2 protein-coding genes (1 of these 2 cut by a window edge) are annotated in these 17928 nt (G+C 71.3%); both read right to left on the reverse strand.

Annotated elements, in window-relative coordinates:
• Positions 1-13494: a non-ribosomal peptide synthetase gene (locus C9I47_RS15375; RefSeq protein WP_111267539.1), complete on the reverse strand. Its 13494-nt coding sequence runs from the start codon at positions 13492-13494 to the stop codon at positions 1-3.
• On the reverse strand, positions 13491-17928 hold the 3' portion of the coding sequence (locus tag C9I47_RS15380; protein WP_111267540.1) for a non-ribosomal peptide synthetase. It continues 11111 nt past the right edge of the window; the window shows 4438 of its 15549 coding nt (coding positions 11112-15549); the start codon falls outside the window, past its right edge; the stop codon is at positions 13491-13493. Before C9I47_RS15380 ends, C9I47_RS15375 begins: the two co-directional genes overlap by 4 nt.

Here is a 17928-nt window from a genome sequence, read left to right on the forward strand (position 1 = left end):
TCATGCGGGTGCCGCCTGCGATTGCGATTGCAGTGCATCGAGCAGTGCCGAAGCCAGGCCATCGGCATGCGCCTCGCGCAACATGCCCAGGTGCCCACCAGGCACCACGGCATGCCGCGGCGGGCGCTCGAAGTGGCTGCGGTCCTGCCGCGCGAGCTCCTCGGCCGGCAACCCGATCGCCCGCCCCTGCGCGGCGCGCAGGTGGCAGGCGGCGCCGCCGAAGCGGGCGCCGGGGCGGTAATCCAGCAGAATCCGCCGTTGCGCCTCGTGGACCCGCGCCAGCGCCGCGACCGCCGCGGGTGCCGTCTCCGGCAGCACGGGTCGCTGCGTCTCGATCCATTCGCGACGCACCTCCAGCACGCTGTCCAGCAACACCAGTTGCACTTCGGTGCCTTCGCGCTCGAGCGCGCAGGCCAGTTCGAACGCCAGCGCCGCACCGAACGAATGGCCGACCAGCAGCACGGGCGCGTCGACTGCATCCGCCTGCGCGCGCAACCCCGGCAGACAGGCCTCCAGCATCGATGTCAGGTCCTCGTGCGGCGGTTGCCGACCGTCCAGTCCACGCGGCTCGAACACCCGCACCTCGACCTCGCGGCCGAGCGCACGCGCCAACGCCAGATAGGACGCCGCCCCCAGACCGGCCGCCGGCAGCACGAACAGCGGACGGCCGCCGCCCTCGCCCAGCGACACCCATGACGTCTCCCCACCGTCGTCCGCGGGACCGTCCTCGCGCAAGCGGACCGCCAGTTCGCGCGGGGTCGGATGCTGGAACACGTCGCGCACCGACAGCGCACGGGCGTAGCGCTCCTCCAGCAACGCCAGCAGGCGGATCGCCAGCAGCGAGTGGCCACCGAGGTCGAAGAAGTTGGAGGTCGCGCCGACCGCGGCGGCGTCCACACCGAGCAGGTCCACCCACAACGCGACCAGCGCGGCTTCGTCCTCGTCCGCCGCCGGCTCGACCTCGGCCGTCAGCGCCAGATCCGGCGCCGGCAGCGCGCGCAGGTCGACCTTGCCGTTGCGGGTCAGCGGGATGCGATCGACCGGCACGATCGCCGCCGGCACCATGTAGTCCGGCAACTGGCGGCGCAGCAGCGCCTTCAAGCCCAGCGCCAGCGCCACATCGTCGCTGCCGTCGCCATCGCGGGCGACGTAGGCGACCAGGCGCCGGGCCGCGCCCTCGCCGCAGGCGGCCACCACCGCGGCATGGACACCGTCGGTCTGGCGCAGGCGCGCCTCGATCTCGCCTGGTTCGATACGGAAGCCACGGATCTTGATCTGGTTGTCGATGCGACCGAGGAACTCGTACTCGCCCGACGCCAGCAACCGCACCATGTCGCCGGTACGGTACATGCGCGCATGCGGCGCATCCGGATCGGCGACGAAGCGCTCGGCGGTCAGACGCTCGCGCCCCAGGTAGCCGCGCGCCAGTCCGGCGCCGCCGACCCACAGTTCGCCGGCGACGCCGATCGGCTGGCGGCGTCCGTGCGCATCGACCACCGCGCATTCGACGTTGGGCAGCGGTCGCCCGATCGTTATCCGTTCGCCCGGACGCACCTGCGCCGAGGTCGCGCACACGGTGGTCTCCGACGGTCCATAGGCGTTGTGCAAGGGCACGTGCCGCGCCCACGCCCAGGCGCTGTGCGGATCGCAGGCTTCGCCGGCGACGATCAGGCAGCGCAGGCGTCCGTGCGCGGCCGGCGGCATCTGCGCCAGCAGCGCCGGTGGCAGGGTCGCATGGGTGATGCCGCCCTCGCCGAGCAGGCGCTGCAAGGCGCGCACCGAGAGCCGCTCGTCCTCGTCGCAGACATACAGCGAGGCGCCGTGCGAAAGCGCCATCAGCCACTCCCAGGCCGCGGCGTCGAATGAGATCGAGGCGAACGCCAGCACCCGACTGTCGGGATCCAGGGCGTAGAGTTCGCGCTGCGCATGGGCCAGGTTGACCATGCCGCGATGCTCGACCAACACGCCCTTGGGGGTGCCGGTGGAGCCGGAGGTGAACACCACGTAGGCCAGCGCATCGACGGCGACCGCATGGCCCGGATCTTCCGTGGGCTGTCCCCCCAGCAATGCCTCCTGCAGGGCCTCGTCCAACGGCAGCAGGCTGCGTTCTCCCAGGCACGGCAGGGCCTCGACCAGCTCCATACGGGTGACCACGAACTCCGCGCCGGTGTCCTCGAGCATCGCCTCGATCCGGTCTTCCGGGTACGAGGGGTCCAGCGGCAGGTAGGCGGCACCGGCCTTGAGGATGCCGAGGATGCCGACCAGCAGTTGGGGGCCTCGATCCAGACACAGGCCCACCACCGCCTCCGGTTGCGCGCCCTGCTCCAGCAGGTAGTGCGCGACCCGGTTGGCGCGGCGGTTGAGTTCGCCGTAGCTCAACGATTCCCCGGCGCCGAGCACGGCGATGGCGTCCGGGTCGCGACGCACCTGTTGTTCGAACAGCGCATGCGCCGGGCCATCCGGCCGCTCGCGCCGCAACGGCCGGGTCAACGCCTGCTGGTCCTCGACATCGCGCTGGTCCAGCATCGGCAGCGATGTCACCGCGGCATCCGGGTCTCGCGACAGGGCATCCAGCAGCACGCACAGCCCCTTCGCCACCCGCTGCATCGTCGCCGGCAGGAACAGGCTGCTGGCGAACAGCCAGCTGAACTCGATGCCATGGGCGCTCTCGCTGGCGTGCAGCTCGATGTCGTAGCGGGCGACGTCCTCGCTGGCACGCGCGTCGGACACCTCCAGGCCGGGCATGCTCAGCTGCGGCGCGGCCAGGTTGTGCAGGGTCAGGCTGATCTGGAACAGCGGCGAATGTCCGAGGCTGCGCGCCGGGTTGAGCCGGTCGACCAGGGTCTCGAACGGCAGGTCCTGGTGGGCGAACGCCGCCAGCGTGGTCTCGCGGGTGCGCGCCAGCAAGGTGTGGAAGTCGGGGTCGCCGGAAAGGTCGTTGCGCAGCACCAGGGTGTTGATGAAGAAGCCGACCAGCGCCTCGGTGTCGGCATGGGTGCGACCGGCGACCGGCGAGCCGATCACGATGTCGTCCTCGCCGCTGTAGCGGCCAAGCAGGGTCGCGAAGGCGGCCTGGATCACCATGAACAGACTGGCCTCGTGACGGCGCGCGAGCGCATGCAGGCGCGCCAGACAGTCGGCATCGACCCGGGCGCGCACGCGGGTACCGGCGAACTCGGGCCGTGGCGGACGCGGTAGATCCAGCGGCAGGCCATGCACCGCCGGCAGCCCGGCCAACTGGTGCTCCCAGTAGTCCAGCTGCCGGTCCAGGCGCGCGTCGTCGAGGGTACGTCGCTGCCACGCCGCGAAGTCGGCGTACTGCAGGAACGGCACCGGCAGCGTCGACGGCCGGTGTTCCAGCGCCGCCGCGTACAGCTCGGCCAGCTCGCGCACCAGCACCCCGACCGACCAGCCGTCGCAAGCGATGTGATGCAGGGTCAGCGATAGCACGTGGCGGTCGTCGGCCTCGCGGCACAGCAGCGCGCGCAGCATCAGGTCGCGCCCCAGGTCGAACGGCCGGGTCGCCTGTTCGCGCAGCAGCGCCTCAACCCGCTCATTGCGCGCGGCCTCGTCCAGATCGCCCAGATCGACCCGTTCCAGCACCTGCGAAGGCGCCGGCAACGGTTGCTGCACCGGCTCGCCATCGCGTTCGGCGTAGACCGTGCGAAGGATCTCGTGGCGCTCGACCAGGCCATCCACCGCGCGGGCCATCGCCTCCGCGTCGAGCGCGCCGTGCAGGCGCACCGCGGTCGGCACGTTGAACTGGCGGCTGTCGCCGCCGAGGCGGTCGACGAACCACAATCGCCGCTGCGCGAACGACAGCGGCAGCGGTCGTTCGCGATCGACCGGCTCGATCCGGCCGTCGCCAGCCTCGCCTGCCTGCTCCAGCCGCCGGGCCAGCGCACGCACGGTGCCCTCCTCGAACACGGCGCGTATCGGCAGCTCCAGGCCCAGGACCGCGGCGACCTGGGCCGCCATCCGGGTCGCCAGCAGGGAATGGCCGCCGAGGTCGAAGAAATTGCTTTCCACGCCGACCCGCTCGATTCCCAGCAGCTCGCCCCAGATACCGGCCAGTGCCCGCTCCATCGGGGTCTCTGCCTCGACGTGCGCGGTCGCCGCATCGGCGGCCGGCTCCGGCAGGGCGCGTCGATCGACCTTGCCGTGGCGGGTCAACGGCAGCGCCGCCAACGTCGCCCAGGCCGAGGGCACCATGTAGGCCGGCAGACGCTGGCGCAGTTGTTCGCGCCAACGCGCGGTCGTACCGGCCTCGTCCGCGGCCTCGGCAACAGGCACGATCCAGGCCGCCAGCCGCCGCGATTCGCCGTCGCCGACCACACCGGCCACCGCCTCGGCCACGCCGTCGCAGGCGCGCAGCGCCGCTTCGACCTCACCCAGCTCGATGCGGAAGCCGCGCAGCTTGACCTGGTCGTCGTCGCGCCCCAGGAACAGCAGGGCACCGTCGGCACGCCACAATCCACGGTCGCCGCTGCGGTAGATCCGGCCGTCGGCGCTCTCCACGAAGCGCTGCGCGGTCAGCCCGGGTTGTCCCAGATAGCCGCGGGCCAGGCCCACGCCGCCGATGCACAGTTCGCCCGGCACGCCGATCGGCACGCGCCGGCCGTGCCGGTCGAGCACCTGCACGAACGCGTTCGGCAACGGCCGGCCAAGCGTGATGCCTTCACCGACCTCGACATCGGCGCCGGTCGCGGCGACGGTGGTCTCGCTCGGGCCATAGGAATTGACCACGCGGCAGCGCTGCGCCCAGCGCCAGGCCAGGCGTTCGTCGCAGGCCTCGCCGGCGACGATCAGCACGTCGGGCACGTGTTCCAGTGCGGGGTCGAGCTGGGCCAGCAGTGCCGGCGGGATCGCGGCGTGGGTGATCCGGTTCCGGACCAGCAGCGCGGCCAGTTGCTCCGGTGCGTGCCGGCGCTCCTCGTCGCAGATGTGCAGCTCGGCACCGGAGGTCAGCGCCATCATCCACTCCCAGACCGCGCCGTCGAAACCCAGCGAGGCGAACGCCAGCACTCTCGAGCCGGGGCCGGCACCGTACAGCTCGGCCTGCGCCAGCGCCAGGTTGACCATGCCTGCGTGCTCGATCTGGACGCCCTTGGGCCGACCGGTCGAGCCGGAGGTGTAGACGACGTAGGCCAGGCGTCGACCGCCGTCCTCATCGTCGACCGTCGCCGGCACCGACTCCGGCGACGGGGCCGTGCGCAGCACCTCCATATCCCACCAGCGGCGGGCCCCGCACCATGGCGGCGGCGCGCCGGCACCGACCAGGTGTTCGACGCCCGCGTCCTCGAGCATCGCCGCCGCGCGCTCGGGCGCCTGGGTCGGGTCGATCGGCAGATAGGCCGCGCCGGCCTTGAGGATGGCGAGAACGCCTGCCGGCATCGTCGCGTCGCGCGGCGTGCTCAGGGCGATCACCTGACCGGGCCCGATCCCGGCCGCGCGCAGTTGCAGCGCCGCGTTGCCGGCCCAGCGGTCGAGTTCGGCATAGCTCAGCGAACCGCTCGCATCGACCACCGCGGTCGCATCAGGGTGCCGCCGCGCGGCCGCTTCGAACAGTGCATGCGCGTGCAGCTCGGGCCGCACCGGCGCGGGGCCGCGCTCCAGCTCGCGCAACCGCGCCAGTTCGGTGCCACCGCACACGGGCAAGCAGTGCACCGGCTGCGTCGGATCGGCGACGATCGCCTCCAGCAGGGCTTCCAGGCCGTCGGCCAGGCGCTCGATGGTGGCGCGGTCGAACACGCTCTCGGCCCAGCTCCAGGTGAGGTTCAGGCCATCGCCGGTCTCGGCCGCGACCAGGGCCAGCTCACCGTCGATGCCGGCCGCGCCGACCTCCCACGGTTCGATCTCCAGGTCGCGCAGGTTCAACACAGCGCGCTCGTGGTTCTGCAGCGCGAAGGCGACCTGGAAGAACGGACCATGGCTGGTCGAACGTTCCGGCGCCAGGGCCTCGACCAGGGCCTCGAACGGCGTCGCCTGATGGGCGAAGGCATCGAGCACGGTTTCGCGACCGCGCTGCAGCAGCTCATTGAAACCCGGCTCGCCGGACAGGTCGCTGCGCAGCACCAGGGTGTTGACGAAGAAGCCGATCAACGGCTCGACCTCGGCCTGCAGGCGGCCGGCGATCGGCGTACCGATGGCGATGTCGTCGGAGTCGCTCCAGCGGCCCAGCAACAACGCAAACGCCGACTGCAGCGCCATGAACAGGGTGGCGTCACCGTCGCGGGCGATGCGCTGCAGGCGTTCGACCCGGTCGCGGCCGATCCGCCGCTGCAGGCGACCGGCGGCGAACGAACGTCGTGCCGGCCGCGGACGGTCCAGGGGCAAACCGTGCACCGGCGCCAGGCCGTCGAGCTGGCCCCGCCAGTAGGCCAGCTCGCGGGCGAGGGTCTCGTCGTCGAAGGTCTGCCGTTGCCAGCGGGCGAAGTCGCCGTACTGCACCGGAAGGGGCGGCAGTGGGTTGTAGCCGCCTTCGCGGAACGCCTCGTACAACGTCACGAACTCGCGCAGCAGGATGCCCTTGGACCAGCCGTCGGAAGCGATGTGGTGGGTATTGACCACCAATACGTGGTCGTCGTCGGCCAGCTGCGCCCACAACGCGCGCAGCATCGGCGCCGCGGCCAGGTCGAACGGCGCCGTCGCGGCCTCGCGCACCGCGTCGTGCAGTTGCGCCTGTCGCACCTCGGCCTCGACGTCGCGCAGATCGATCCGCCGCAGCGGCGCCGGCATCGGCGCATGCACGATCTGGCGCGCCTGCTCGGCGCTGCCGGAAAAGCTGGTGCGCAGGACCTCGTGGCGCACGATCAGCGCATCCAGCGCACGCTGCAGTGCGGAGGCGTCCAGCCCGCCGCGCAGCCGCACCGCGATCGGCAGGTTGTAGTGGGCGCTGCCGCCTTCCAGGCGATCCAGGAACCACAGCCTCTGTTGCGAGAACGACAGCGGATGCGCGTTCTGGTCGCCAGCCGGCCGTATCGGTGGCAGCGCCGCGGCGGCCTTGTGGTCGACGTAGGCGGCCAGCTCGCGCACGGTCGGATGCTCGAACACCGCGCGCACCGGCACCCGTCGATGCAGTCGCGCGGCGACCATGCCGGCCATCCGCGTGGCCAGCAGCGAATGGCCGCCCAGGTGGAAGAAGTTCGCGCGGGCGTCGATGGGGCCGGCCGCGAGCAGTTCGCCCCAGAGCTCGGCAATCGCCCGCTCGGTGGCGCCGACCAGAGGAGCCTCGGCCGCAGATGCCCGCGGCGGCGGCAACGCGCGGCGGTCGATCTTGCCGTTCGCGGTCAGCGGCATGCGCTCCAGCAGCACGAACTCCGAGGGCTGCATGTAGTCCGGCAGCCAGCCGCGCAGGCCCGCGCGCAGGGCGTCGCTCCAGGCAACCGGGTCGGCGGGCGGCGATTCGGCGACGACATGGGCCAGCAGGCGCGCGCCGTCGCCGTCCCCGAACACGCTGACCACCGCCTCCCTGACCCCGTCCGCACGCAGCAGGCGCGCCTCGATCTCGCCCAGCTCGATACGGAAGCCGCGCAGCTTGACCTGGTAGTCGGTGCGCCCCAGGCACTCGATGCTGCCGTCGTCCAGCACCCGGCCCAGGTCGCCGGTACGGTAGTGGCGCAGGGTACGGCCGGGAGCGACGGCTACATCGACGAACCGCGCCGCGGTCATCTCCGCCTGGCCGAGGTAGGCGGCGGCGAGGTTGGCGCCGGCGACGCAGATCTCGCCCGGGAGGCCTTGCGGCACCTCGCGCAGGCGCTCGTCGAGAATCCGGATCGATGTCGCGTCGATCGGCCGTCCGATCGGTACGAACGCGCGCTCGGGCACGTGCTCGACGACCTGGAAGCTGACATCGGACATGGTCTCGGTCGAGCCGTACAGATTGCACAGCACGGTGCCCGGCAGGGTCGCGCGCAGGCGCGCGGCGGCATCGGACTTCAGCGGTTCGCCGCTGACGAACCAGTAGCGCAGTCCTTTCAACCGCGTGGAGGCGCCGTCCAGCTCGGCCAACGCACGGGCCAGCGAAGGCGCGGTGACGATACGGGTGACCCCGTGCGTGGCGAGCAGGCCGGCGAAGGCATCCAGGTCGACGACGGTGTCGGCCGCCACCGCCAGCACCGGCATTCCGGCGGCCAGCGGCACCATCAGCTCCCACACCGCGCGCACGAAGGCGGTGCTGGTGATCAGGCAGCCGACCTCGTCGGCGGCGACCGGAAAGCGCCGGTGCATCCAGCCGACCCGGTTGGCGAGCGCGCCATGGGTGCCGAGCACCGCCTTGGGCTGACCGGTCGAGCCTGAAGTGAACAGGATGTGCGATGCGTCGGCGGCGGCCATCGTCGGCCATCGCCGCGCCGGCCCGGCATCGCGGGGCGCGTCGACGACCACGCACGGCACCGCGACCGCCAGACGCTCGCGCAGGTCGCTGCGCACCAGCAGGGCGCGAACCCGCGCCTCATCGAGCATGTAGCGCAGACGTTCGTCGGGCAGGTCGACCGCCAACGGCACGTAGGCGGCGCCGATACGCAGCGTCGCCAGTACCGCGACCGCGTAGTCGATCCCACGCGGCGCGAACACCGCGATCGCATCGCCGCGGACCAGACCCTGCGCATCGAGTTCCTGCGCCAGCGCCTCGACCCGCTGCTCGAGTTCGCCGCGTGCGACCCGCGTGCCGCCGTCGATCAGCGCCAGCGCATCCGGTGCCTGTGCCGCCAGCGCACGGACCCGCGCGTGCACCGCGCCATCGAATATTGCCGCGGCTTCGGACGCCGGCGCCTCCGGGATCGCCGCCGCCGGCTCCGGCTGCAGCGGCAGGTCGGAAATCCGTCGCGAGGGATCGGCGACCGCCGCCTCCAGCAGGCTCAGGAAAGCGCGATTGAAACGGGCGATCGTCGCTTCCTCGAACAGCGAGGTGCGATACGACCATTTCAGTACCAGTCGCTCGCCGACCACCCGCGTGTACAGGGTCAGATCGGCCTTGGACAGGTCCTCGGCGTCGTCGCCGTGCAGCGGGGCGACCTCCAGCCCCTCCGGTGAGTCCGGCGACGGCGCGCTGCCCTCGAAACCGTTGATCAGGATCTGCACCAGCGGCTGGTGGCTCAGGCTGCGCTCGGGCCTGAGCTCGTCGACCAGCATGTCGAAGGGAATGTCCTGGTGGCTGTGCGCATCGAGCAGCACCTGGCGGTTGCGCCGGAGCAGCTCGTCGAACCCGGGATCGCCGGACAGATCCGAACGCAGCACCACGGTGTTGATGAACAGTCCGACAAGGCCCTCCAGCTCGTGGCGCTCGCGCCCTGCCATCGGCATGCCGACGACGATGTCGGTCTCGCGGCTGATCCGGCGCAGCAACACGGTGAAGGCGCTGTGCAACAGCGCGAACAGGGTCGCGTCGTGGTCCTTGCAGAACCCGCGCAGGGCCCCGGTCCGCGCCTCGTCCAGCACTTCGAACAGGGCGCGGCCGGCGAAGGACTGGCGAGCCGGACGCGGACGGTCCAGCGGCAGCCCGTGCAGGACCGGCAGCCCGGACAGCTGTCGGGTCCAGTACGCCAGTCCGCCAACCCGGGCCGTTTCCGCCAGCTGCGCGCGTTGCCAGGCGGCGTAGTCGGCGTACTGGATCGGCAACGGCGGCAGAGCCACGGGTTCGCCGCGCAGGTGGGCGCTGTAGCCGGCCAGGCATTCGCGCACCAGCACCTCGTTGGACCAACCGTCGGACGCGATGTGGTGCAGGGTCAGCAGCAGCGCATGCTCCTCGTCGCCCAATCGCACCAGGGTGCAGCGCAACGACGGATCGCGTTCCAGGTCGAAACCGCGCCGGGCCTCGGCACGCGCCAGCGAAGCCAGCTCGCGTTCGCGCTCGGGCGCGGCCAGCGCCGCCAGATCGGCGCGCTCGATACGCAGCGGACGCGGCGCATGCACGACCTGCACCGCGCCATCGTCGACCGGATGGTAGGTCGTGCGCAGCGCCTCGTGACGCGCGACCACGCCGTCCAGCGCCGCCTGCAGCGCGACCGGATCGAGCGCACCACGCAGGCGCAGCTGCATCGGCATGTTGTACTGGGCGCTGTCGCCCTCGAGGCGATCAATGAACCACAAGCGCTGCTGCGCGTAGGACAGCGGCAGCGGGCGCGAGCGGTCGGCCGGCGGAATCGTGTCCGCAGCCGTCTCAGGAATGGCCTCCAGCGCGGTCGCAAGCGCCTGCAGGGTCGGGTGCTCGAAGAGGGTGCGCACCGGCACCCGTCGGCGCAGCCGCTTGCCGGCCTCGCCGACCACCCGCATCGCCATCAGCGAATGGCCGCCGAGTTCGAAGAAATGGGCGCCACGGCCGATCGGCGCGAGCCCGAGCACGTTTTCCCAGATCGCCGCCAGCTCCCGCTCCATCGGCGTCTCGGGCGCCACCGAGTCGTCCTGCGGCCGCTCCGGTTCCGGCAGCCGGCGGCGGTCGAGCTTGCCGTTCGCGGTCAGCGGCAGCGCCTCCAGCGATACGTACACCGACGGCTGCATGTACGCCGGCAACCGCGAGGCCGCCAACGCCCGAAGACCGTCCTCCCAGCCATCGCCCGAGACGCCGCTCACCCACGCCACCAGGCGCGCCGTGCCACCCTCGCCGTACACCCCCACCGCCACGTCGCCCACCTGCGGCCGCAGCACCGACTCGATCTCCCCCGGCTCGATCCGGTACCCGCGCAGCTTCACCTGCGCGTCCACCCGACCCAGGAACTCCAGCGCGCCGTCCGACCGCCAGCGCACCCGGTCGCCGCTGCGGTACATCCGCCCGCCCGCCTCGAACGGGTCCGCCAGGAAACGCTCCGCCGTCCGCGACGCGTCGTTCAGATACCCCCGCGCCACCCCCGCGCCGCCGATGTACAGCTCGCCCGCCACTCCGCGCGGCAACAACTGACCCGACGCCCCCAGCACGTACAGCCGGGTGTTGCTCATCGCCCGCCCGATCGGCAGCGTCCCCTCGCCCGACAGCTGCGCCTCGTCCAGACGCTGCCACGCGCAGCCCACCACCGTCTCGGTCGGACCGTAGTGGTTCACCAGCCGCGCCTGCGGATACTTCGTCTGCAACGCACGCGCCAGCGACGCCGGGAACGCCTCGCCACCAATCACGAACGCATGCGCCCCCTGCCGCGGCACCGCGTCGGCCAGCTGCAGCAGCCCCTGCACGTGCGACGGCGTCAGCCGCAGCAGCCAGGCCCCGGCCTCCTCGTCCAGACGCCGCGCCAGCGCCGGCAACTCCTCGCCCGGCGGCAGCAGCTCCACGCAGCCGCCCTCCAGCAGCGGCACGTACAGCGACGGCACGGTCAGGTCGAATGCGTGCGAGGTCGCCACCAGCGAGCCGTCCAGCGCCTCGTCGTAATAGCCCTCGCGGGCGAACGCGCAGTAGTCGCTGAGCCCCGAGTGGAACACCTCCACGCCCTTGGGCTCGCCGGTCGAGCCGGAGGTGTACAGCACGTAGGCGATGGCGTCGTCGGCCAGCGCCGTTGTCGGCGGTTGCGACGGGTACTCGCCGAGCCAGTCCGGGTCGGTGCCGGCGCCGTCCAGGTAGATGGTGTCGACCCCGCCCAGCGAGGCCGGGGCCGAGCCGCTCTCGACCAGGACCACGCCGATGCCGGCGTCGGCGATGATCCGTGCCAGTCGTTCGCCGCCCTGGTGGCCGTCCAGCGGCACGTAGGCGGCGCCGCTGGCGAGCACCGCCAGCAGCGCGATCGGAAGCGCCAGACCGCGTTCCATGCACAGCCCGACCCGGTCGCCCGGGCCCAGGCCCTGCTCGCGCAGGGCGTGGGCGAGGCGGTTCACGTGCGCGGCCAGGGTCGCGTAGTCGGTGCTCTTGCCGGTCGCGGTCTCGCGCAGCGCGATCGCCTGCGGGTGGCGCGCGGCCCGGGCCTGGAACGCGTCGGCGATGGTGCCGGCGCGATCGCGCGCCACCGGCGCACCGCGACCCAGCGCCAGCAATTGCTCGCGTTCCGCGTCGTCGATCAGCGCCAGCGCGTCGATCCGCTGCTGCGGATCGGACAGCATCGCCGTCAGCACCCGCTGGTAGGCATCGGCCATGCGCGCGATGGTGGCGGCGTCGAACAGGTCTTCCTTGTAGGTCCAGGCCAGGGTGAGGCCGTCGCGGCCCTCGCCGACGCTCAGGTCGAGATCGAAATGCACCTGCTCGACGCTGTTCACGAACGGCTCGATCTGCAGCCCGGCCAGGTCGAGCTCGCCGGCCTCGTGGTTCTGGACCACGAACTTCACCTGGCACAAGGGGTTGTAGGCCATGCTGCGCTCATGGCGCAGGGTGTCGTTGACCAGGTCGAACGGCACATCGGCCGCGGCGAACGCGTCCAGAGCGGTGCCGCGCGCGCGCGCGATGGCCTCGGCAAGGGTCGGATTGCCCGACAGGTCGCTGCGCAGCACCAGGGTGTTGATGAAGAAACCGATCAGCGGCGCCAGTTCGGCGCGATCGCGGCCGGCATGCGGTACGCCCACGACGACATCATCGGTCGCGCCGAAGCGACCGAGCACGATCGCAAGCGCGGCCTGCAGCAGCATGAACAACGAGGCATCGTTCGCCTTCGCCAGCGCACGCAGCGCCTCGGCTTGGCCGGCATCGACACGCCGGCACAACTGTTGCGCGTCGAAGCGCTGGTGCGACGGCCGCGGACGGTCCAGCGGCAGCGAATGCACCGCCGGCAGGTCGTCCAGCTGGCGGCTCCAGTAATCCAGGCCGCGCTGCAACACGCCCTGCCCGGCCTCCTCGACCTGCCAGGCGGCAAAATCGGCGTACTGGATCGGCAGCGTCGGCAGCGGGTCGTCGAGTCCGTCGACACGGCTGCGGTAGAGCGCGACGAACTCGTTGACCAGCACGCCACTCGACCAGCCGTCGGAAGCGATGTGGTGCAGGGTCAGCAGCACCACATGATCGTCGTCGGCCAACCGGATCAGCGCGCAGCGCAGCATCGGATCGGCGGACAGGTCGAACGGCCGCGCCGCCTCCTGCGCCGCCAGCTCTCGTGCACGCTCCAGCGCGGCCTCGGGCGCCAGCGAGGACAGGTCGGCACGCGCCAACGGCAGGGGTGCCGGCGCCATCACCTGCTGCACCGGCGCGTCGTCCTGCAACCGGTAGACCGTGCGCAGGACCTGATGGCGTTCGACGATGCGGTCGAGGGCGGCCTGCATCGCCTCCACGTCGAGGCGGCCGCGCAGGCGCAGCGCGGTGGGGATGTTGTACTGACGGCTGCCGCCTTCGAGCTGGTCGATGAACCACAACCGCCGCTGCGGGAACGACAGCGGCGCCTGCCTCGCATCCCGGCGCGGAATCGGCGCCGGGCCCTCGCCGTGACCGGCGCCTTCCAGCCAGGCCAGGATCTCGGCCTTGTGGGCGATCAGCTGATCGCGCAACGCGGCGGTCAGGCGTTTGCCGGGATCGTCCAGAAGCAGCTTTCCGTCGCGGGCCTTGACCCGGATCCCGCTGTCGACGCACGCCTTCAATACTTCGCGAAAACTCATAGCTCGATAAGTCCCTGATCGCTGCTGTCCGTGTTGTCCATCGCCAATGCGTCGCGCAACGCCGCCTCGCCTGCCCGTTCGTCCAGATACGCCGCCAGTGCCGCGACCGTGGTCTTCTCGAACACGTCGCGGATCGACAGCTCGGCTCCGAAGCGCTGCTTGATCTCCGCCAGCACCTTCACCGCCAGCAGCGAGTGACCGCCGACCTCGAAGAAGTTGTCGTGCCGGCCGATCCGTTCCACCGCGAGCGTCTCCTGCCAGATCGCCGCCAGCACGCGCTCGCTGTCGGTCCGGGCCGGCTCGAACTCCCTCGCCGCCGTCGCGGTACCGTCCGGTGCCGGCAACGCGGCGCGGTCGAGCTTGCCGTTGACCGTCAACGGCAATGCGTCCAGGACGACAAAGGCGGCCGGCACCATGTAGGCGGCCAACGTACCCGCGATCCGCTCGCGCAAGCGCGCGACCTCCAGTGCCACGCCGGGCTTGGCCACCAGATAGGCGACCAGGCGGCGATCGCCGCGATCCTCGCGTACGACCACCACCGCCTCGTCGACCCCGGGCGCCGCGGCCAGGGCCGCTTCGATCTCGCCCAGCTCGATGCGGAAGCCACGGATCTTCACCTGCTGGTCGTTGCGTCCGAGATACTCGATCGAGCCATCCTGCAACCGCCGGCCAAGGTCGCCGGTCCGATACAGCCGGCTGCCGTCGGGCAGTGCCAGGAAGCGCTCGGCGGTCAGCTCCGGACGATTCAGATAGCCGCGGGCGACGCCGTCGCCACCGACGTGCAGCTCGCCGGTCACGCCCACCGGAACCGGCTCGCCGCAGGCGTCGAGCAGCCGCAGCGACAGGTCCGCCAGCGGCAGGCCGATCGGGCTTCCTCCGCCGCGGCGCACGTCTTCTTCGCCGATCTCGCGATAGGTCACATGCACCGTGGTCTCGGTGATGCCGTACATGTTCACCAGCCGCGTACGGCGCGGGTCGTTGCGCTCGATCCATGGCAGCAGCGCGTGCAGCTCCAGCGCCTCGCCGCCGAAGATCACCATTCGCAGGCGGTGCTCGTGGTCCTCGTCCTGGGCGGCGGTCAATGCGCGGAACGCACTCGGCGTCTGGTTGAGCACGGTCACGCCCTCCTCCGCCAGCAGGCGCAGGAACTCCCGTGGCGACTGCGCGACCGGCGCCGGCACGATCACCAGGCGGCCGCCGTGCAGCAACGCACCCCAGATCTCCCAGACCGAGAAGTCGAACGCGAACGAATGGAACAGCGTCCAGACGTCGCGGGTTGCGAAGTCGAAATGGCGCGCGCATGCGCAGAACAGCCTCACCACGTGGCGGTGTTCGACCATCACGCCCTTGGGACGACCGGTCGAGCCGGAGGTGTAGATGACATAGGCGAGGTGCTGCGGGCCCAGGTCCGGCACCCGCGGATCGTCCTCGTTCGCCGGCTCGTCCGACTCGATCGCCAGCAGCGGGCAGATCGTGCCGAGGCCGGTATCCGCTTCGCCGACGTGCTCCTCGACCGCCTCATCGACCAGCAGCGCGACCGGTGCGCTGTCCTCCAGCATGTAGCGCTGACGCGCCTCCGGGTAGGCCGGGTCGATCGGCACATAGCCGGCGCCGCTCTTGAGGATGCCCAGCAGGCCGATCAGCATCGGCAGGCCGCGACCGGCCCGGATCGCGACCCGGTCGTCTGGCTTCACGCCCAACGCCAGCAGGCGGTGCGCAACCCGATTGGCCGCACGGTTGAGCTCGGCGTAACCAAGACTGCGTCCCTCGTGGCGAAGCGCGATCGCGTCCGGCGTGCGCCGGGCCTGCGCCTCGAACAGGCCGTGCAGGGTATCGGCGACCTCGAACCGTTCCGCCGGCTGCTGCCAGACTTCCAGCTCGGCGCGCTCGGCGGTATCGAGCAGGTCGATGCGGCGGCCGTCGCGGACCGCCGCAGGCAGTTGCTCCAGCACCCGCCGCAGATGCCCGATCGTGCGCTCGAGCAGGCGATCGTCGAAGGTTTCGCCGCGGTATCCGAAGCGGATCGTCAGCCGGCGGTCGAGCATCGCGCTCAGCACGAGCGGATAGCTGGTCTGCTCGCTGCTATCGGACTGTTCGATGACCAGCTTCGACTCGGATGTCGCATCCGTGCCCCCTCGATTGGCCTCGTCGACCGCATCCAGCGGATAGTTCTCGAAGGCCAGCAGGCTCTGGAACAACGGAGCACCCTGCACCGCCGACAGACTCTGTATTTCCGCCAATGGCAGGTAGCCATTGCCGCTGGCGCGGGTGAAGCCGTCCTGCAACACCGCCAACGCCTGCTCGAGCGGTTGCCCGTCGACGAAGTCGACCCGTACCGGAATCGTGTTGATGAACAGGCCGACCATGGACTCGATGCCCGGCACCTCGGCTGGACGACCGGCGACGGTCGCGCCGAACACCACGCTGTCCTCGCCGCTGTAGCGGTGCAACAGATAGGCCCAGGCCCACTGCACCAGGGTGTTGACCGTGGTGCGCCGCTCGCGGGCCAGCGTGTTGAGTGCCGCGGTCGCGGCCTCGTCCAGCTCCAGCGAACGTTCGCGATAGCCTGCCGCACCGGCCTCCGGCACGGTCCCGTGGCGATCGACGCTCAACGGCGTCGGCGCGGAAATCCCGCCCAGATAGCCGCGCCAGAACTCACGCGCGGCGTTGCGATCGCGTGACTCCAGCCACGCGATGTAGCGCTCGTACGGCACCACGACCGGCAGGCTGGGGCGATCTCCGGCGGCGCGCGCGCGGTAGCAGGTCATCACGTCGCGATACACCAGCGGCATGCTCCAGCCGTCCAGCAGCACGTGGTGCATGCTCCACAGCAGCAGATGGCGGTCTTCACCCAGTTGCACCAGGGTCACCCGCATCAACGGCGCGCAGGCAAAGTCGAAGCCGCGTGCGCGGTCGCTGGACAGCAGACGGTCGATGCGCTGCTGCTGCGACGCCTCATCCAGCCCGCTCCAGTCCTCCTGCCGCCACTGCAGCGGCGCCTGCGCCAGCACCACCTGACGCAGCGCCTCACCGGCACCGGCGAACGCGGTGCGCAGGATGTCGTAGCGATCGACCACGTCCTGCCATGCCGCCCGGAACGCATCGGCATCGAGCGGACCGCGCAGGCGCGGATGCACCTGCACCACGTAGGCCGCAGGGTCCAGCTGGGCGTGGAACCACAGACCGCGCTGCATCGGTGTCGCCGCGTACAGGCGGGCGAGCCCCGGGTAGTCGCGGAGCAGCGCATCCAGCGTCGGCGCGTCGACATGGGCGAGCGGGAAATCCGACGGCGTGAACGCACCGGCACCGGGCTCGCGGCAATGGGCGATGATCCGCCGCAGTGCCGACATCGTCGCCTCCAGCAGGACGCGCGCCTCGGCGTCGTCGCAGCGACGTCCGTCGTAGTCCAGCGACAGCTGCAGGCGGCAGCCGAACACCATCGCGTTGATCGCATACCGCGCCGGGCGCCGGCGCAACGCGCTGCCCTGCGCGCCAGAGGGCTCCGGCGCGACCTGGAACGCACTGTCGGCGTTGACGACCTGGTCGAACTGGCCCAGGTAGTTGAACGCGAGCAGGCGCGGCCCACCATCGTCGCGACCGCGCAGACCGTAGCCGATCCCGCGATGCGGCACCGCCCGACAGCTCTCCTTGACGCCCTTGATGACCTCGCCCGGGGCATTGCCGTGCCAGCGCAACGGCAACGGATGCACGCTGGTGAACCAGCCGACCGTGCCGGTGGTGTCGAGGGTCGGGAACAGGTCCTCGCGGCCGTGGCCCTCCACCAGTACGTCGAGCGCGCCGGCCCGCTCCGGGTCCGACAACGCCATGCAGGCGGCGGCCAGCAGCAGCTCATCGACACGGGTGCGGTAGGCCGCGTTGCAGGCCTGCAACAGGGCGCTGGTTTCCGCATCGTCGAGCGCGTCGGTGACCACCCGGCTGTCGCCCAGTCGCCCATGGTCCTGCTCCGGCGTGGCGCCGGCACCGTCGAGGCGGGCGTCCCACCAGGCGGCGTCGGCGCGACCCTGCGGAGTATCGCGCCACCCCTGCAGCGCGGCGCCCCACTGCGCGAACGACGAGGTCTTCGGCGCCAACGCCACCGGCCCGCCGTCGCGGATCTGCGACCATGCCTGTTCCAGGTCGGCCAACAGGATGCGCCAGGACACCGCGTCCACGACCAGATGGTGTGCGACCAGCAACAGGCGGCCTTCGCCCGCGTCGGCCTGGAACCACACCGCCCGGAACAACGGCCCCTCGGCGAGATCGAACCCGCATTGCCAGCGGTCGCATCGTGCCGCCAGGTCGCCATCCCGCGGCTCCATCCGTGCCGCCTGCTCCAGCATGGCCTCGTCCCAGGGGCGATAGTGGCCGCGCCAGGAGCCGTCATCGTCGCGGCGGAAACACAACCTCAATGCGTCATGACGCGCATAGACCGCG

The sequence above is a fragment of the Marilutibacter maris genome (genome assembly GCF_003233695.1).
In the GTDB taxonomy this organism is placed as follows: domain Bacteria; phylum Pseudomonadota; class Gammaproteobacteria; order Xanthomonadales; family Xanthomonadaceae; genus Marilutibacter; species Marilutibacter maris.